Below are 17,122 nucleotides of genomic sequence, written 5' to 3' on the forward strand. Positions count from 1 at the left end.
GCATGGCGGCTTCGATGCGACGTCCTGTGATCAATTCGGGGCGAGAGCGCATCGAGATGATGGCCGTAATCGTGCCATATTGCCGGTCAGCTTCCGTCGGCCAGTCGAACACCTCACGCGTGGGCGATCATGTAAGCGTCGTCGATCAGCCGGACCGCCTTCAGGCAGTCGGCCACGCCGACGGGCGGCGGACGCCCATCGCGCCACGCAGACAGAATATCCGCCAGCGTACGTGAAGCAGGATTCTCGGACGGAAGGTCGACAAAATTCTCCTCGCCGTCCGCAGTGACGATTCGGATATTGCCGTCCTTCGCCATCAGCAACGCGTCGCGCCCCGCAATCTTCCATTCTCCGTCTGCGCCATCGAGCAACTTGTCGCGACCGGCGCCGGGTGCGGCGCCTTCGGTCGTGCGGCGCGGATAGGTATTGCCGACCTCGATCGTGCCGCAAATACCGTCGGGCGTGCGCAGCAGGACGGTTGCGTAGTCCTCGACTGGCGTGTCCAGCGCGCGATGACCGATCTGTGCGCCGGTTACGTGCGCCGTGCCTCCCGTCAGCGACAGAAAGATGTCGAGGCCGTGCATGCCCAGATTACGCAAGCAACCGCCGCCCGACGCGGCCGGATCCAGCATCCACGGACAGTCCCATGCCGGATAGCGCGCCGACGTGAAACGGTTGGTTCGAATGTACAAGTGGGACAGGGGGCCGAACTGTCCGTTCTCGAGCATTCGGCGTGCGTGGCGGGCAAATGCCGACAGCCGCTGCGGCATCGGGACGGCAACGAAAGCGCCCGTCGCCCGTACCCTGGCAGCGATCGACTCGACCTCGGCGGCATTCAACCCCATCGGCTTCTCCATCACGAACGGAAGACCGCGATCGAGCAGATCATGCGCGATTCGAGCCATTCGGTCATGGCGTCCGAGTGCGACCACGAAGTCGGGCTGCAGCGTGTCGAGCATCCGGGCCGCGGCCTCGAACGCTGGCGGATTCCCGACTTCGGCGGCTCGCCTTCGTGCAACGTCAAGTCGATCGTCCTGCACGCCGACCAGTTCGACGCCAGGCATGCATGCCAGGTGGCGTAGATAGGCGGCGTCATAAATCGAATGCCAATGGCTCACACCCAGCGCAGCAATACGAATAGTCATCTTCCAGGTCTCCTCTTCGATGGCAGGTGAGCGTCGTGCAAACGCTTCGCTTGCGCGCGCCACCGGAACGTCAGATCAGCCGGCTCAACTGTAACGGAGTCGTATCGTGATTCCTTGTTGACATTGATCCGCCTTGTGATAATCTGCGTACGTACTATATGGAATAAGCCGAACAGGTGCAAGTCGGCACGTACGTCAGACAGATGGAGGAGAGTGAAATGTTTCTGTGTCGTTTCAATCATGACCGGCTCGGCGTCGTCGAAAGCGGTCTCGTTTACGATGTGACAGCGGCCCTCGATGTGTTGCCGTCCGAGCGATGGCCGCAGTCGTTTGGCGATGCGCTGTACCGGCACTGGGATCTCGTGCTCGACGCAATTCGTGATGTCAGGCCGCTCGCTGCCACGGTGCCGGCGGATTCCGTGACCTGGGCCGCGCCGGTCGCCACGCCGAGCAAGATCGTTTGTGCACCGGTCAATTATCTCGATCACAAGAACGAAGCCGATGCGGACCCCGCAAATTTCTATCGCCATCTGAATAAAATTCAGGAGGCCGGATTATTTTTGAAGTCGACGAGCGCTTTGGTCGGACCATCCGATGGCGTGCGGTTGCGGCATCTGGATCGTCGAAACGATCACGAAATCGAACTCGCGGTCGTCATTGGCCGCTCCGCAGATCGTGTGAGCCGCGATGATGCGCTGTCTTATGTCGCGGGCTACGCGATCGGCCTTGACATGACGGTGCGCGGGCCCGAGGAGCGCTCGTTTCGCAAGTCGGTCGACACGTTTGCGGTCCTCGGGCCCTGGCTGGTGACGGCCGATGAACTGTACGATCCGTCGCGGCTCGACATTGAGCTGAAAGTCAACGGCGAGTCGCGGCAGCGGGCCAATACGCAAGACCTGATCGTGGACGTGCCGGGGCTGATCGAGATGGCGTCGCGGTTCTACACGCTGTTTCCCGGCGATGTCATCCTGACCGGCACACCTGCGGGTGTCGGGCCCGTTGTGCCCGGCGACGTGATCGACGCGTCGATTTCGCGCATCGGTTCGATGTCCGTCCCGGTCCGTGTGGCTTGATCGGACCAACGATTCGGATCAAGAACATGAAACCATACGAAGCACTCCTTGCGCGGATGAACGACTTGCACACTGCGCCGCTCTGGGAGTTGTACATGAAAATCGCGAGCCGCGAGCCGCGCCGCACCGACCAGCCGATGCACTGGCGTTGGGATGCGTTGTCCGGCGTGATCGAGACGGCCGCACGCGAAGTCTCGCTCGAAACAGCGGAGCGCCGCGTCGTGCTGTTCGCGAACCCCGCGTTCGCACCGAAGGTCGTTACGACCACCAACCTGCAGGCCGGATTCCAGATTCTCGAGCCGGGCGAATCGGCTCGGCCACACCGGCACAGCGCCTCGGCGCTGCGGTTCATCATGTCGAGCAAGGGCGGCGCCACGCTGGTCAACGGGCAACGTTGCCCGATGGTGCCCGGCGACCTCATCACGAATCCCGCCTGGTGCTGGCATGAACACGTGAATGACACGGACGAGCGAATCGTCTGGTTCGACGGCCTCGACGTACCGTTTGTCCAGTATCTCGACGGCTTTTTCTTCGAAGAAGCACTTGAGGGCTTCACTCCGCCGCTGGACGCGTCGGCGCTTCCGGACGCGTCGCTTGTCGCCGGCGGCTTCGTTCCGGAGCCTACGGGCGCCGCGGTGCCGTTTTCGCCGCTGTACCGCTACGCCGGCGACCACATGTCGGCCGCGCTCTCGGCGATGCCGGCCGGGTCGGACGGCACGAAGCGCATGCGTTACGTCAACCCTTTGACGGGTGGCGCGATCATGCCGACGCTCGACTGCTACATGCTCGAACTCAGCGGGCATGCGCAGACGCGCGCATCGCGCAGCACGTCGAGTGCGATCTGCCTTGTCGTCGACGGCGAAGGGCGGTCGACGATCGGCGATACGACGATCGACTGGCGCAAGCACGACGTCTTCACGGTTCCTCATTGGCATTGGGTGACGCACCGGGCGGTCTCGGCTGCCCCCGCCCGGCTTTTCATGATGACCGACCGGGATCTGCTCTCGAGGCTGCATCTTCTGATCGAGCAGAACGAATAGCCACACGATGCGCGTTCGCGCATGCCGTCAACGCCGGAACAGGCGAATACGACAATATCAGGAGACTTTTGATGCAATCGACGATGATGCGGAGAAGGGTGCGCTTGCTGACGGCAAGCATCGCGGTCGCTGCGGTGTGCGACGTTCAGATCCCGGCTGCCCATGCGCAGAGCACTGTGACGTTGTATGGATTGCTATCCGAAGGGATCGGCTACGTCAGTAACGAAGGGGGCAAATCCAACATCAAGCTCATCCCCGGCACGCTGCAGAACAACCGGATCGGCTTGAAGGGCAGCGAGGACCTGGGCGATGGATGGAAGGCGATCTTTACCCTCGAGAACGGCTTTGACGTGACCAACGGCAAGTTTCAACAGGGTGGTCGCATGTTCGGGCGCCAGGCGTTTGTCGGCCTGGCCAGCGCGAAGTGGGGCACGTTGACTGCCGGCCGTCAGTACGACGCCGTATTCGACTATCTGACCGGATTCGAGGCTGCTGTCGTCGCGGCGGGCCTGGGCGCGCACATTGGCGACAACGACAACGTGTTCGGCAGCTACAGGCAGAACAATTCGATCAAGTATCAAACGCCCGTGATCGCGGGCCTGCGCGCCGAGGTGCTGTATGCGCTGAGCAACGCCGCCGGCCAATGGGCAGTGAACCGCACGATCAGTGCCGGTCTGTCGTACGAGCGTGGTGGTTGGCGGTTTGCCGCTGCATTTCTGAATATGGACCGGCCCGGTGTCGGCGGCAACGCGGGCGGGGCGGTTACCGACGACTACGCAGGCGCGCCGTTCGTCCTGTTCCATGCGAGTCCGTTGAATCCGAGCATCGGTGTGCGGCGACAGCGCGAATTCGGCGCGGGCGGTCAATATTCGGCGGGCACGTGGCGCGTGGCAGCCATGGCGACGGACGTGCGCTACGACTATCTCGACGGAACCAGCCTGCGCCTCGACAACTTCGATGTCAACGGATCGTACTACCTCATGCCCGATCTGATGGTGTCGGCCGCATACATCTACACATCGGGGAAGTACGGCGGAGGCTACGAGCGCGCGCCGCACTGGAACGCGGGTCAACTGAGCATCGACTATTTCCTGTCGAAGCGCACTGACCTCTATCTGTACGGCAATTACCAGAAGGCGGCCGGCGCGACCGCCGACATCTATCTGTTCGCCCCATCCTCGAGCCAGAACCAAACGGCAATCGTCGCCGGCATCCGGCACAAATTCTGATTTCCTGAGCCTGCTTCTACCTGGAGGGATCTAGCATGAAAGTTCCGATTACGGTCGCTTGTTGGGAATACGACCGGACCCGTGCCCTGTTCGACGGTCGCGTTACGATCGAAGGCTGCGACGCGAATTTGCTGAACCTGCCTGTCGAGGAGACCTTCTTCCGTGCGCTGAACGCGGCGGAATTCGACGTCACCGAACTCTCGTTCAGCAGCTATACGATGCTGCGCTCGCGCGGCGAGTGCCCCTATGTTGCAATCCCGGTGTTCCTGTCGCGCTCGTTCCGGCATTCCGGTATCTACATCCGAACCGATCTCGGGATTGAGCGCCCGGAGGATCTTGCTGGCCGCCCGATCGGCACGCCCGAATATCAGTTGACCGCAGGTGTCTGGCAACGGGGGCTCTTGCAGGACCGATACGGTGTTGCACCGTCTGCCATCGAGTGGTGGACGGGCGGTGTCGAGGAACCCGGTCGTCGAGAGAAGGTGCCGTTCGCCGCGCCGATGGGCACGCATGTCAAATGCATTCCGGATAACGAAACATTGACAGAATGGCTGCGAGACGGACGCATTCATGCATTGATCGCACCGCGTGAACCGCAGTGCTTCATCGATCGAGAGCCGAACATCGGTAGGCTGTTCCCGGACTTCGCGACCGTCGAACGGGACTATTTCGACGACACGAAGATTTTTCCGATCATGCATGTGGTTTGCATCCGTGAGTCCATCGTGGCCGAGCATGCATGGTTGCCGTCGAGCGTATTCAAGGCGTTCGCGCAGGCGAAGCGTATCGCGGAAAGCGAATTGCGGCAGCAGGCGGCTTTGAAGGTCATGCTGCCGTGGCTGGTCTCGGAATACGAGAGCACGGTCGCCCGTATGGGACACAACTGGTGGTCGTACGGCATCCGTGGCAACGAGCGATCGCTCGATGCCTTCGTCCGCTATCACCACGAGCAGGGATTGTCCGGGAAATGCATGGCGATGGAGGATTTGTTCGCGGCCTCCACGCTCGATGCGGCCCGGATCTGACATGGATATGAAAGGAGGAGACATCATGGAGACGGAAAAGATCGACGTCGGCGCCTTGATCGACGCTTGGGGTATCACGGCATGGCAGATCGGGATCGTCGCTATCTGCATGATCGTGACGCTGCTCGACGGCTTCGACCAGTTTTCGCTCGGATTCGTCGCGCCCGCCATCAAGAACGAGTGGCAACTGAGCCCGCAACAGTTGTCCTACCTGTTCACCGCCAGCTTGTTGGCCAGCGTTGCCGGCGTGCTCGGCGGTCCGTTGGCCGACCGCGTCGGCCGACGCTGGCTCGTCATCGGTTCAACGGCCTCGTTCGGGCTTTTCACGTTGCTGAGTTGCACGGCGACGAACGCGGAGCAGTTCTTTGCGTGGCGGATGCTGACGGGTCTCGGGCTGGGCGCGGCGGTACCGAACGCGATTGCGCTCTGTGCGGAAATTTCGCCCAAGCGCGTGCGCTCCACGGTGGTCGTATTGCTGATTTGCGCGGTGCCCTTCGGAGCTGCGCTCGCTGGTTTCGTATCTTCGCAGCTGCAAAGCCACTACGGGTGGCGGTCGCTATATGTCGTCGGCGGCGTCTTGCCACTGCTGGCCGCATTGCTTCTGACCGGCGTATTGCCCGAATCGATTCGCATGCTTGCGTTGCGAGGCACGTCCGGCGCGCAACTTCGCATTCGGGCAACGCTGCGGAACATCAACCCGCACTGGAATCCGCCCGACACGGTCAGTTTTTACGTACCCGAGGAAGGGCTGAGCCGAAACCCTGTCGCGAGCCTGTTCGAACCGGGACGCGCCTCCGGGACGGTGGCGCTCTGGCTCGTGATGGCGATGAATCTGCTGGAGATTACGTTCCTGGGCGTGTGGCTACCCTCGCTGATTCTGCGTGCCGGGCTCGACGGTGCGGTGCCGAGCCATGTGACGTCCGTGATGCTGATTGGCGCGACGATCGGCTCCGTGCTGGTCGGGCGCATCGTTGACAGGTTCGGCACGTTTTCGATTCTGGTTCCTGTACATCTTGCCGGTGCGGTAGCGGTGGCGTCGATGGGCGTCGCGATGGGAAACATCGAAGCGATGTACTGCGCTGCATTCATGATCGGCCTGTTCGTCAACGGTGGGCAAGGCGGCGCCGACGGCATGCTCACTGCGTTCTATCCGACATCGATGCGCTCGACCGGCATCAGCTGGGCGCTGGGCGCCGGGCGTCTCGCATCGATAGGCGGTCCGCTGCTTGGTGGATTGATGCTGTCCGCGGGGCTGTCCACGCAGGCGATCTTCATGCTCGCGGGTGTGCCGGTCATCGTTTCGGCGCTGACGATCCAGGCGATGTGGCGACGCGCATCCCGTCAGTTGGAGGCAAAACCGGCAGGGCAATGAAATGGCGCTTCGGCGCGGCCTTGAAAGAACATTGGTGAGAATGGAGTGAGCTATGTACGATGAAGCAGAGGACGTTATTGTTATTGGCGGCGGGATTGGCGGCTTGACACTTGCGCTCGCACTGCACGAGAAGGGCGTGCGTTGCCGGGTATTCGAAGCAGTGCCTCAACTCAAGCCGCTCGGCGTTGGCCTGAACCTGTTGCCGCATGCCATGCGTGAACTGGACAAGCTGGGACTGATGGACGAGCTATGCAACAAGGGAATCGAGACGCGCGAATACAGCTTCTACACCCAGCATGGACAACTGGTCGACCACGAGCTGCGCGGACGCTTCGCTGGCCTGGACTGGCCGCAAGTATCGATCCATCGCGGTGACCTGCACATGACGCTGTACGACGCAGCATGCAAGCGTCTCGGGGACGATGCAATCGTGCTCGGTCAACGATTCGTCGGGTTCGATCAGGACGATCGCGGCGTGACTGCGTACTTCGAGGACGCGATGGACGATGGACGTGTTTCGTCAGCACGAGGTAAGGTGCTCGTCGCGTGCGATGGCGTACATTCGGTCGTCCGGCGGATATTCCATCCCAGGGAGGCGCGGCCGCGCTACCAGGGTTCGACGCAGTATCGCGGCGTCACGCGCTGGAAGCCGTTCCAGTCAGGCGCGAGCATGTGCTACATCGGCACGTTCCGCACCGGCAAGCTGATTACCTATCCGATTCGCGACAACATCGACGGTGAAGGCCGTCAGCTCATGAACTGGGTGATCGAGTATGCGCGTCCGGAAGAGCATCAGCGCGACTGGAACCGCGAAGGCAAGCTCGAGGATTTCATTCACCTCTTCGAGCATTGCAGGTTCGACTGGCTCGATGTGCCTGCCATGCTGCGTGCAGCAGACGCGATCTACGAGTATCCGATGGTCGACCAGGACCCTCTTTCGTTCTGGACGCAAGGGCGCGTCACGCTTCTGGGCGATGCCGCGCATCCGATGATGCCGCGCGGATCGAATGGTGCCGCGCAGGCAATCATCGACGCAACAACGCTTGCAGAACTGCTTGGAGAAAGCGATAACTGGCCCGCTGCATTGCAGATTTATGAAGCGCGCCGACTGCAGGCGACGTCCGACATCGTGCTGGCCAATCGCGAGATCGCACCCGATGCGATTTTGCTGGTGGTCGACGAGCGCACGGGAGGACGTCCTTTCAACAACATCGACGATGTCATTTCACGCGACGAACTGAAGCAGTGGCAACTGAGGTACAAGCAGGTCGCCGGTTTCAGTGCGGACACACTTGCTCGTTGAGGAAGTCGGAAGTAACCGCGGTCAGGGAACCGGCCGCGGTCGCCTCTCATGTCGATGAAGGTTGAGACGGAGACGGGAGCCGCCGATTCGCATACGCAAAACGATGGCGCGAATACTCGTCGACCCAGCGCTCGAAGTCGTGCCGCGGCCGGTTTCGGGGACGGCATGAGCCACAACATCGTCGAAGCCTCGGTGCAGGCTGTTATCGGCATGGCGAAGCGTCTGCTGCAGCAACGCCGCGTTCAGGCTTGACGGTGCCGGGCGCCAGGCGCGCGCTCATCGCTGCGGTCATCGGTGCGTCAGCTCGACGCGTAACGGAGCGCCGAATCCGGCGCTCCAACGCGCATGCCGATACTGCCCGTCGCTCGGCGAAGCGGTGTCGACGACGCACTGGACGGCCGCAATTGCCGCGCAATCTCCCGGCCGGACCGACATCGATCTACTTCAAGTCCCGCGCCACACGAAACCCGTTTGCCGAATAACGTACGCTGCTGTCGTACTTGAAGCGTGTCGAAACGGGCATGTAGCCTGCACCATCCCGCCACGAGCCGCCGCGGATGACGCGGACCTGGCAATTCGGCTCGTCCCATGAGCGGCCGTCGGCAGGCGCATTCCTGTACGAGTTGTGCCAGCAATCGCTGACCCATTCCCATACGCTGCCGCCCATGTCGTAGAAGCCGAGCGGATTGGCCGCGAACGAGCCGACGTTGTCCGGTGCGTCGGCATGCCAAGGCTGACCGCAGTCCTTGCAGTTGGCGTTGCCCGGGCGCATCTCGTTGCCCCACCAGTAGCGCGTCGCGGTGCCGCCCCGGGCCGCGAATTCCCATTCGGCCTCGGTCGGCAGCCGGTAAGACTTGCCGCTGATTTTCGACAGCCACTTGACGTACAGTTGCGCATCGTCCCAGCTCAGGTCGCGCACCGGCGCGTTCGCCGCCGTGTTGCTGTCGTTGGGCAGGCGCGGGCAGGCGCCCGCGTCGCGGCATGCGTTCCACTGCGCAACGGTCACGCCGTACTTCGCCAGCGCAAAGGCGTGATCGAGCGTCACGCGATGCGCAGGCTTTTCCGACGGATCGCCCGAATTGCTGCCCATCGTGAAAGCCCCCGGACTGACCGCCAGCATGGCGGGGCAGGCAGGGCAATCGTGGATTTCATTGGCGGCCGTCGCGCCGCCTTTCTGCGGCGGTGCCGACGGTGCCGACGGGGCAGCGGGCGGCGGCGCTTTCGGCGTCGAGCCGGACGTGTGCGCGGGCTGCGCCGGCGCAGGTGCCGGAGCCGGAGCCGAAACGGCGGCGGGGGCCGGCGCGGCGCTCGCCGTCTGCGCGGGCGCGGACGCCGCGGGCACCTTGGGCGCGGCCGCGCGCAGTCGTGCGAGACGAGCCTGCGCCAACTGCGCGAAGCGGCCGTTCGGGTAGGTCTTCAGATAGGCTTCGTAGTCGCCCGCCTCCTTGCTGTCCTTGATCGACTCCCAGAACGTGATTTCGTACTGTTCGGCGCTGTCTTTCGGCATCACGCCGCGGCTATCGAGCGCCACGACGCCGACGTCGGCCAGCAGGTCGGATCGTTGCGCCGTGCCGCCGCCGGCATGCGCCCCGGCGGCTCCTGCGCGACGCGCCCCGGTGAACGCCAACGTCGCGGCCGCACCGGACAGGGAAGACGCGATCCACGGCGTCTGCCGATGCCCGGTCGCGCGTTCGACCATCGCGCCGGCACGGTCGAAGACCTGTGCGATACCGAGCCCCGGCACCGCGAGCGACTGCAGCAGCGCTGCCGTGTAGACACCATGCGCCGTACCGTCGGCGGCTCCTGCGCCGGGCGCTGCCGCGTATGCGACGAGCGTATGCGGCGGCGGCTTGCGGGCCGCCACCTGTCCGGCACCGGGGGGCGCGATCAGACAGGAATCCAGAATGATCAGATCAATCCGGTCGCCGCGCGGCCGCGACGTCGCATCGAACACGGTTTGCAGGTCGATACCCGTTCGCGACAGGCTGGCCGGCGCGCCGACGTCGGTATCGACCGGCGCAAGCCACGTCGTTCCGCCGACGCTGGCGCCGTGGCCCGCAAAATAGACCAGCCCGGTGCCGCTGGCCGCGCTGCGGCGTTCGAACGCGGCAAGCCCGTCGAGCATTTGCTGCCGGGTGGCGTTGCGCAACGTGATGACGTCGAAGCCGAGCGCGCGCAGCGCGGCGCTCATTGCATCGGCGTCATGGACGGGATTGGCGAGCGGATGATCGCGATAGGCGCCGTTGCCGATCACGAGCGCGACGCGCTGCGGTTCGACTGACGGGGCGCGCGCGGACGCTGACGGCGGTGCGGGAAAAGCATGCATGTCCTCGCCGGAGCACGTGCTCGATGCCACCGAGATCGACGCAAACAGGCATGCGGGCAGGAGTATTCGCCACATGTTGAGCCCCCCAGGGTGCGCCGTCGGACCCGATGCCGAAGGCGGAGCGCAGCCATTGCCGGGTGTTCGGTCGCGGCGAGCGCAATGCCGGCTTGCGGCAGGCACGGGCGCGGCCGGGACACATTCAAGATAGCACGTGCGCCTGGCGGCGATCACCGGATCCACCCGCGGGTCTCGCAAAAAACAGACATACGCATCCGCGCATCGCGGCCGGCCCGTTACCCTGGAACATCGTTATGTGTCTTCCTGTCGATTACGTCCTAAGCTGTTAGACACGCTCCACTGTCCGACGCCGCGCGCCGCCATCCACGCGAGGAGCAACACGATGCGAAGAAGGGCTACCTTGTTGGCTTTGGCCGCCACCGTCCTGGCGCCGAGGATCGCGTTCGCCGCCGGGCGTACGCCTTCGCCGCCCGGCGCCGAGGCCTACATCATCTGGCCGTCCGACGGTGCAACGATCACGGGCGGCAAGTTCTGGGTGCGCATGGGCCTGCGCAACATGGGCATCTGCCCGAAAGGCATCGAGCGGCCCAACGTGGGCCACCATCATCTGCTCATCGACACCGATCTCCCGCCGCTGGACCAGCCGATACCGTCGGACCGGAATCACCTCCATTACGGTGCCGGTCAAACCGAGGCGCGCATCGAGCTGCCACCCGGCAAGCACACGCTGCAGCTGCTGATGGGCGACCACGACCACGTGCCGCACGATCCGCCGGTGTACTCGAAGAAGATCACGATCACGGTCAAGTAGCGCGCCATGCCGCGCCTGCCGCACGAACCGGGAATTGCCGCCATGAACAAGCTCATCCTCTTCGCCGTTGCCGTGACGTTGCTATGGACGGGGGCGGCGACCGCAGAGACCAGCACGCATCCCCCGAAGGCCGTCGTCTACATCGGCTGGCCCAACGATGGCCAGGTGATGCCGGCCGGACGTCCGTTCCGGGTGTGGTTCGGCTTGCGCGACATGGGTGTCGCGCCGTCGCATGTGCAGTTTCCGAACACGGGCCACCATCACCTGCTGGTCGATACGGACCTGCCGCCGATGGACCAGCCGATTCCGTCCGACCGCAATCACCTGCATTTCGGCGCGGGCGAGACCGAGACCACGCTGGAGCTTCCGCCGGGCAAGCACACGCTGCAGCTCTTGATGGGCGACGCCAACCACGTGCCGCACAATCCCCCCGTCTACTCGAAGAAAATCACGATCTACGTGAAGTGACGTCGCGCACGCCGATCGGCGATCGCGTGACGTACGCGTGCTCGCGCTCACGCGCTCACGCGAGCAGGCGAGCGCCGGACGGCGACGCGGCCGCCGGTCGCGCCAAGTGTCGGCGCACACCCGACATCCCGAGCCTGAACTGTCTGCGACGCCCCATCACGCACCGTTGATCCGGGTGCCGCGCACACGTCGCCCGCACGCCCGTCTTCGTGGCCCGGACCCGCGCCGGCAAGCCTGCCGGCACGATTGCCGCCGACCCCGCGAGCGGCTGGCACGCCCCATGCGAGATGAGACGCGAGCGTGCCACGCTGCAGCATCGACACCAACACATCCCCGATCCCGCATCGTCGCCGCGTTCCGCCCAAGGAGTCGATCGTGAACACCTGCCTGTCGCCGACTGCCACGCGCACCCGCCGCGGCCTCATGCGTTCGCTGGCCCGCATCGCCGGTTCCGCCGGCGCATGCGCGGCGTTGCTGTCCGGCTGCATGGACCTGAACATGCCCGTCTACCAGCGCCCCGAGATGCCGGCAAAGACCACCTGGGCGCATGCGCACGGGCCGGTATCCGCGTCGGACGCGGTCAACGCCGAATGGTGGAAGAGCTTCGACGATCCGACGCTCGACGCGCTCATCGACAAGGCCATCGCCGGCAACGTCGATATCAAGGTGCTGGCGGCGCGCATCGGGGTAGCCGGCGCGCAGGTCGGCGAAGTCCGGGCGGGCGCGCTGCCGAGCGTCGACCTCGGCGCGGGCGTGGACTTCGAGAAGAACACGCATCAAACGCTGTCGAAGTCCTACAACCTCGGCAGCCAGGTGAACTGGGAGATCGACATCTGGGGCAAGGTCGAGAAAGGCGTGCAGGCGCAGAAGGCCGAATACCGCGCGACCGAGGCCGACTGGCGCGCCGGCTACCTGACGCTCGTCGCCGACGTGTCGAGCACGTATTTCCGGATCCTCCAGTTCGACGACCAGATCGAGCAGGAACAGCGCACGCTCGACAAGAACCGGAAGATCCTCGCGATCTACCAGTCGATGCTGGCGAACGGCATCGCGCCGCAGACCGAAGTGCTGCGGCAGAGCGCGGAGATCAACGGGCTGGCGAACGAACTGATCGAACTGCACCGCTCGCGCGACACGGCCGAGAACGCGCTCGCGACGCTGCTGGGCGTGCCGGCCGGCGAATTCAGGATGCCTGCCGGCCATCTCCGGCAGCGCGTCAAGCTGCCGGACGTGCCGATGGGGCTGCCCGCGCAACTGCTGGCGCGCCGGCCGGATGTCGTCGCCGCGCAGTATCGCGTGCTCGAATCGTATGACGAAGTGGGCGCGGCGAAGCTGGCGCAGCTGCCGTCGATCAGCCTGACGGGGCGGGGCGGCACCGCGGCGTTCGCGCTGTCGGATCTCTTCAAGGCCTTCACGTTCAGCTTCCTGCCGAGCATCAACCTGCCGATGTTCGACCCGGGCGTGCGCGCGCACATCAAGACGACCGAGGCGCAGACCAAGGTCGCCGAGCAGCAGTACCGGCAGACCGTGTTTACCGCGTTCAAGGAGGTGGAAAATGCACTCGTCGATCTCGACGCGCACAAGCAGCAGCGCATACAGCTTCAGCAGCAGAGCACGCGTCTGCGCACCGTCGCAGCGCAGGTCGAGGCGCAGCTCAAGGAAGGGCTCGTCTCGCAACTCGAGGTGCTCGAATCGGAGCGTTCGGTGGCATCCGCGGAACTCGCGCTGCTCGCCAATCATCAGCAGATTCTGAGCGACACGGTCACGCTCTACAAGGCGATCGGCGGCGGCTGGCGCGCGGTCGAAATCTCGAATGCAGGCAGCGAGCCGACCGGCCACGCGCTGCAATGAACACGCCAGCCCTGCGCAGCCGCGCGATCGGCGCCAGCCGATTGACTACCGCCATCCGTCGCCTAAACTTTTTTCACGATCGTGCCGCCACGTGCGTTGGCGGTGCGGCTTCACTCAGGTGGTTCGAAAGCGCGTCGCGTTGCCTGCGCCGCGTCTCCATTGGCGGGCGCATGTCGATCGTTGGCCGAATCATGGTTCCAGACGCCGCTTCGATTGCCGAGAAACACGCCGCGCTCGACCGGCAGTTCGACATCGTGCTCAAGCCGGTTTCGCATCCGGAGCTGAGCGAGATCCGGATCGACCACGCGCTGTTCGCCGTCGGGCGGACCAACACGCCGTTCGCGTCCGCCAGGCCCGAACTGGTGGCCGACCTGTCGCGCCGCCATGCGCGCATCTTCTTCGAAGGCAGCGCGGCCTACGTCGCCGATCTCGGCAGCAAGAACGGTACGGCCGTCAACGGTGTCGAGGTCGGCGACAAGCCGCACCTGCTGCGCGACGGCGACGAACTGCGCTTCGCCGGCGCGCTCGCGTACCGTGCCGCGTTCGTGCCGCGCGCGACGCATCGGCCGGCGCGGCCGGCCGTCGTCACGCTGGCGCCGGAGCGCGGCGATCTCGGCCTGCAACCGGTCATCATTACCGCCTTCCCGTTCCTCGTGAGCAAGACCGACGACACGTTCGCCTGCTACCGGGACGCGTATCCGCATCAGGTCAACTATCTGTCGCGGCGTCATGCGCACATCTACGTGCAGGACGGCGACGTCTTCGTGGAAGACCTCGGCAGCACGAACGGCACGTTCGTCGACGGCCGGCGCCTCGACGAGCATGCGGTGCCGCTCGGCGACGGCGCGCTGCTCGCGTTCGGCGGCGATCATTTCGTCTATCGCGTCGGGGTGCAGCGCGAGCCGGGGCCGGACTCCACCGTGACGGCCGCATCGTCGCCCGGCGCCGCCGCGCATGCGGCCGCCGCGGACCCCGACCGGACCACTTTCGTCGATACCGCGCATTCGTTCCTCGACATCTTCTGCACGGTGCCGGCCGTTCAGCCGGACGACGAGGTCAACCCGCACGCCGCGCATGGCGCCGCCGAAACCGCGCACGACGCGCGCCGCCGGCGCGGCAGGATCGAAGTCTTCCTGTCGGAGCTGAGCGAGGCGTTCGGCGGCAGCGGGCACGTCAACCTGCGCCGGCTCGCCGGGTGGAGCGGCGCACTGCTCGCGGCGGTCGGCCTGCTGGTCGCGACGCTGTATTTCCAGGACGCGCCGCTGCGCGAGATGCACGCGCTGCTGGCGCGCGGCGACGCCGCGCAGGCGGCGCAACTCGCCGACCGCCATCTGGCCAGCCATCCCGACGACCCGGCGTTCGTCGCGCTGGGCACCGAGGCGCTCGTCCGGTCGAAAGTGCCGGACTGGATCGCCGCGATGAACGCGCGCGCCTTCGACCGCGCCCGTGCCGTCGTGCAGGACATGCGCACGCTGGCGCGCCACAACGCCGACGCGCGCCCGCTCGTCGACGAAGTCGCGTGGATCGGCGAGCTGCAGGCGTTCGTCGCCGGGCGCGGCGGGGCGGAAGCGCCGATCCGCATCTATCGCGACGAAGCGCCGATCAAGGCGCTGACCGGCCGCTGGAACGACGACCCGGGTGCGCATCAGCGGCTGCTCGACCGGATTTCGTCATACGTTCCCGCGTTCGGCGTGCTGTATGCCGACGCGCTCAGTCAGCTGCGCCGGCTGCAAAGCGACAACTCCGTCTACGTGGCCGCGCTCGAGCGGCTGCAGCGCGCGATCGCGTCGGCGCTTGACGACGACCGCCTCGACGGTCTCCCCGCGCTGCTCGCCGACGACGAGCAGCGCTATCCGCGCCTCGGCGGCCTCGACGCGGTGCGGGCCGACCTGCAGCAGTACCTGCAGTTCGAGAGCGACGCGCGGGCCGGCCACGGGCCGGCCGTACTGGATCGCCTCAAGCAGTTCCGCTTCGCGACGCCGCAATTCGCCGCCCATGTCGCGACGCTGGAGCGGCTCGCTTCGTCGGGAGGGCGCAGTGAAGCTCGATAGTCTGCTCAAGCGCGCGCGCCAGGCGCCGCCGCCGGAGCCGCCACGCTCGCTGGGCGAGGCGCTGGAGGATCACAGCGTCGAAGGGATCGCGATCCTGACGGCGCGGCCGTGGCGGCTCACGCAGGCGACCATCATCGCGATGGTCGGGCTCGTCGTGTGTGCGCTGCTGTGGTCGTTCGTCGGCCGCGCCGACGTCATCGTGACGGCGCCGGGCGCGCTCGCGCCGGAGTCCGAGGTGCGCCGCATCTACGCGCCCGTCGACGGCGAGCTGGTGGACATCTACATCGCCGAAGGCCAGCCGGTCGAAAAGAACGACGTGATCGGCCGGATCAACGCGCGCGGCGCGATCGAGGCGGCGACCAACGCGCTCGATGCGCGCCTCAAGCTCGACGACGCGGAGCGCGAATGGAAGCAGTTTCCGGACAAGAAGCAGCTGATGGAGCGCAAGGCCGACGCGCTGAAGCAACAGATCGAGGTCGAGGAGCACCTGCACCAGAACCGCATTGCCGAAGGCACCAGCAAGCTCGCGCAATCGCAGCACGCGCAGATCGACGAAGCGCGCAGCAATATCGACAACGCCCGCCACGCACTCGATCTCGCGAAGGACGAACAGGACAAGTACGCGCGCCTGTTCGCGCTGCCGGGCGGCGGCGGCGTGTCGCAGAGCCAGGTGGAACAGAAGCGCAGCGCCTACCTGCAGGCCCAGGACAGCTACCGCGTCGCGCAGGCGCGGCTCACGCAGCTCGAGGCGCAGCAGAGCCACGAGTTCGCGCAGGCGAAGGCGCAACTCGAAGGCAGCGGCGAGACGCTCGCCGGGCTGCGCATCCAGTACGACGCGACCGTGCGCGACATCGCGAACACCGAAGAGAAGCTGCGTCTGCAGGTGCAGACGGCGCGCCTCGCCGCGGATGCCGCCGCGCGGATCCGCTTCGAGAACATCGACAAGGACAATTTCCTGCTCGTGCTGGCGCCCGTCTCCGGCGTGATCACCGATGTGACCACGACGCAGCCCGGCGACAAGATCCTCGCCAACACGCCGCTCGGCAGCATCGCGCCGTCGGATGCGCGGCCGGTGGTGAAGGTCGCGATCGCGGAGCAGGACCGCGCGTTCCTTCACGAGGGCCTGCCCGTGAAGCTCAAGTTCAATGCGTTTCCGTATCAGCGCTACGGCGTGATCGACGGCACGCTCGAATACATTTCGCCGGCGACGAAGCCGCAGGCGCAGACGAAGGAACCCGTCTACGAGGGCCGGGTGGCGCTCGTGCGCAACGCGTACACGATCGCCGGCACGACCTACCCGCTGCGCTACGGCATGACGGCCACGGCGGAAATCGTGGTGCGCGAGCGCCGCCTGATCGGGTTCGCGCTGGACCCGTTCAGGCAGATCGCGGGCTGACGGGCGCCGCCACG

The 17,122-nt window shown here is 65.3% G+C and carries 14 protein-coding genes and 1 pseudogene; 12 read left to right on the plus strand and 3 right to left on the minus strand.

Annotated features, from left to right (window positions below):
• Window positions 1–113: 113 nt before the first annotated feature.
• Window positions 114–1,145: a Gfo/Idh/MocA family protein gene (locus tag PL79_RS25815; RefSeq protein WP_082088609.1), complete on the minus strand. Its 1,032-nt coding sequence runs from the start codon at window positions 1,143–1,145 to the stop codon at window positions 114–116.
• 218 nt (window positions 1,146–1,363) lie between these two features.
• Between PL79_RS25815 and PL79_RS25820 the strand changes: the two genes are divergently transcribed.
• The 7 genes from PL79_RS25820 to PL79_RS25850 all read left to right on the plus strand — a co-directional run bounded on the left by PL79_RS25820 (window position 1,364) and on the right by PL79_RS25850 (window position 8,439).
• A complete protein-coding gene (locus tag PL79_RS25820; RefSeq protein WP_044846553.1) occupies window positions 1,364–2,218 on the plus strand; it encodes a fumarylacetoacetate hydrolase family protein in 855 nt (284 codons plus the stop codon).
• A 167-nt stretch (window positions 2,219–2,385) separates the two neighbouring features.
• On the plus strand, window positions 2,386–3,258 hold the full coding sequence (locus PL79_RS25825) for a cupin domain-containing protein (protein WP_235879355.1): 873 nt from the start codon (window positions 2,386–2,388) through the stop codon (window positions 3,256–3,258).
• Between the two features lie 71 nt (window positions 3,259–3,329).
• Window positions 3,330–4,487: a porin gene (locus tag PL79_RS25830; RefSeq protein WP_235879332.1), complete on the plus strand. Its 1,158-nt coding sequence runs from the start codon at window positions 3,330–3,332 to the stop codon at window positions 4,485–4,487.
• A 35-nt stretch (window positions 4,488–4,522) separates the two neighbouring features.
• Window positions 4,523–5,512 carry a 4,5-dihydroxyphthalate decarboxylase gene (locus tag PL79_RS25835; protein ID WP_044846555.1) on the plus strand — a complete coding sequence of 330 codons (990 nt, stop codon included), beginning with the start codon at window positions 4,523–4,525 and terminating at the stop codon, window positions 5,510–5,512.
• Window positions 5,513–5,537: 25 nt separating this feature from the next.
• Window positions 5,538–6,884: an MFS transporter gene (locus tag PL79_RS25840; protein ID WP_044846556.1), complete on the plus strand. Its 1,347-nt coding sequence runs from the start codon at window positions 5,538–5,540 to the stop codon at window positions 6,882–6,884.
• Window positions 6,885–6,936: 52 nt separating this feature from the next.
• The gene (locus PL79_RS25845; protein WP_044846557.1) at window positions 6,937–8,187 is read left to right on the plus strand and encodes a flavin-dependent oxidoreductase; all 1,251 of its coding nucleotides are present in this window, start codon (window positions 6,937–6,939) and stop codon (window positions 8,185–8,187) included.
• 48 nt (window positions 8,188–8,235) lie between these two features.
• Complete coding sequence (locus PL79_RS25850; RefSeq protein WP_082088612.1) at window positions 8,236–8,439, plus strand: hypothetical protein; 204 nt, start codon at window positions 8,236–8,238, stop codon at window positions 8,437–8,439.
• A gap of 187 nt (window positions 8,440–8,626) precedes the next feature.
• Here PL79_RS25850 and PL79_RS37260 read toward each other — a convergent pair whose 3' ends face one another.
• Both PL79_RS37260 and PL79_RS37265 read right to left on the minus strand, forming a co-directional pair.
• Window positions 8,627–9,886, minus strand: coding sequence for a formylglycine-generating enzyme family protein (locus PL79_RS37260; RefSeq protein WP_442861574.1), 1,260 nt, complete (start codon window positions 9,884–9,886; stop codon window positions 8,627–8,629).
• 3 nt (window positions 9,887–9,889) lie between these two features.
• Window positions 9,890–10,588, minus strand: a pseudogene (locus tag PL79_RS37265) (caspase family protein); the annotation flags it as partial.
• Window positions 10,589–10,913: 325 nt separating this feature from the next.
• Between PL79_RS37265 and PL79_RS25860 the strand changes: the two are divergent.
• From PL79_RS25860 to PL79_RS25880, 5 genes are all read left to right on the plus strand, one after another.
• Window positions 10,914–11,342: a DUF4399 domain-containing protein gene (locus PL79_RS25860; RefSeq protein WP_044846559.1), complete on the plus strand. Its 429-nt coding sequence runs from the start codon at window positions 10,914–10,916 to the stop codon at window positions 11,340–11,342.
• Between the two features lie 42 nt (window positions 11,343–11,384).
• Window positions 11,385–11,810 (plus strand): DUF4399 domain-containing protein, encoded by a 426-nt coding sequence (locus PL79_RS25865; RefSeq protein WP_044846575.1) that lies wholly within the window; start codon window positions 11,385–11,387, stop codon window positions 11,808–11,810.
• Window positions 11,811–12,233: 423 nt separating this feature from the next.
• Window positions 12,234–13,661 carry an efflux transporter outer membrane subunit gene (locus PL79_RS25870; RefSeq protein WP_044846576.1) on the plus strand — a complete coding sequence of 476 codons (1,428 nt, stop codon included), beginning with the start codon at window positions 12,234–12,236 and terminating at the stop codon, window positions 13,659–13,661.
• A 191-nt stretch (window positions 13,662–13,852) separates the two neighbouring features.
• A complete protein-coding gene (locus tag PL79_RS36930) occupies window positions 13,853–15,712 on the plus strand; it encodes an FHA domain-containing protein (RefSeq protein WP_044846560.1) in 1,860 nt (619 codons plus the stop codon).
• A complete protein-coding gene (locus tag PL79_RS25880) occupies window positions 15,699–17,108 on the plus strand; it encodes an HlyD family secretion protein (RefSeq protein ID WP_082088613.1) in 1,410 nt (469 codons plus the stop codon). Before PL79_RS36930 ends, PL79_RS25880 begins: the two co-directional genes overlap by 14 nt.
• Window positions 17,109–17,122 lie beyond the last annotated feature (14 nt).

The sequence above is a fragment of the Burkholderia sp. USMB20 genome (assembly GCF_000949135.2).
In the GTDB taxonomy this organism is placed as follows: Bacteria; Pseudomonadota; Gammaproteobacteria; order Burkholderiales; family Burkholderiaceae; genus Burkholderia.

Coding starts and splice junctions, on each gene's coding strand:
- PL79_RS25815 (WP_082088609.1), bottom strand. CDS start 1,145: ATGACTATTCGTATTGCTGCGCTGGGTGTGAGCCATTGGCATTCGATT.
- PL79_RS25820 (WP_044846553.1), top strand. CDS start 1,364: ATGTTTCTGTGTCGTTTCAATCATGACCGGCTCGGCGTCGTCGAAAGC.
- PL79_RS25830 (WP_235879332.1), top strand. CDS start 3,330: ATGCAATCGACGATGATGCGGAGAAGGGTGCGCTTGCTGACGGCAAGC.
- PL79_RS25835 (WP_044846555.1), top strand. CDS start 4,523: ATGAAAGTTCCGATTACGGTCGCTTGTTGGGAATACGACCGGACCCGT.
- PL79_RS25840 (WP_044846556.1), top strand. CDS start 5,538: ATGGAGACGGAAAAGATCGACGTCGGCGCCTTGATCGACGCTTGGGGT.
- PL79_RS25845 (WP_044846557.1), top strand. CDS start 6,937: ATGTACGATGAAGCAGAGGACGTTATTGTTATTGGCGGCGGGATTGGC.
- PL79_RS25850 (WP_082088612.1), top strand. CDS start 8,236: ATGTCGATGAAGGTTGAGACGGAGACGGGAGCCGCCGATTCGCATACG.
- PL79_RS37260 (WP_442861574.1), bottom strand. CDS start 9,886: ATGGTCGAACGCGCGACCGGGCATCGGCAGACGCCGTGGATCGCGTCT.
- PL79_RS25860 (WP_044846559.1), top strand. CDS start 10,914: ATGCGAAGAAGGGCTACCTTGTTGGCTTTGGCCGCCACCGTCCTGGCG.
- PL79_RS25865 (WP_044846575.1), top strand. CDS start 11,385: ATGAACAAGCTCATCCTCTTCGCCGTTGCCGTGACGTTGCTATGGACG.
- PL79_RS25870 (WP_044846576.1), top strand. CDS start 12,234: ATGCGTTCGCTGGCCCGCATCGCCGGTTCCGCCGGCGCATGCGCGGCG.
- PL79_RS36930 (WP_044846560.1), top strand. CDS start 13,853: ATGGTTCCAGACGCCGCTTCGATTGCCGAGAAACACGCCGCGCTCGAC.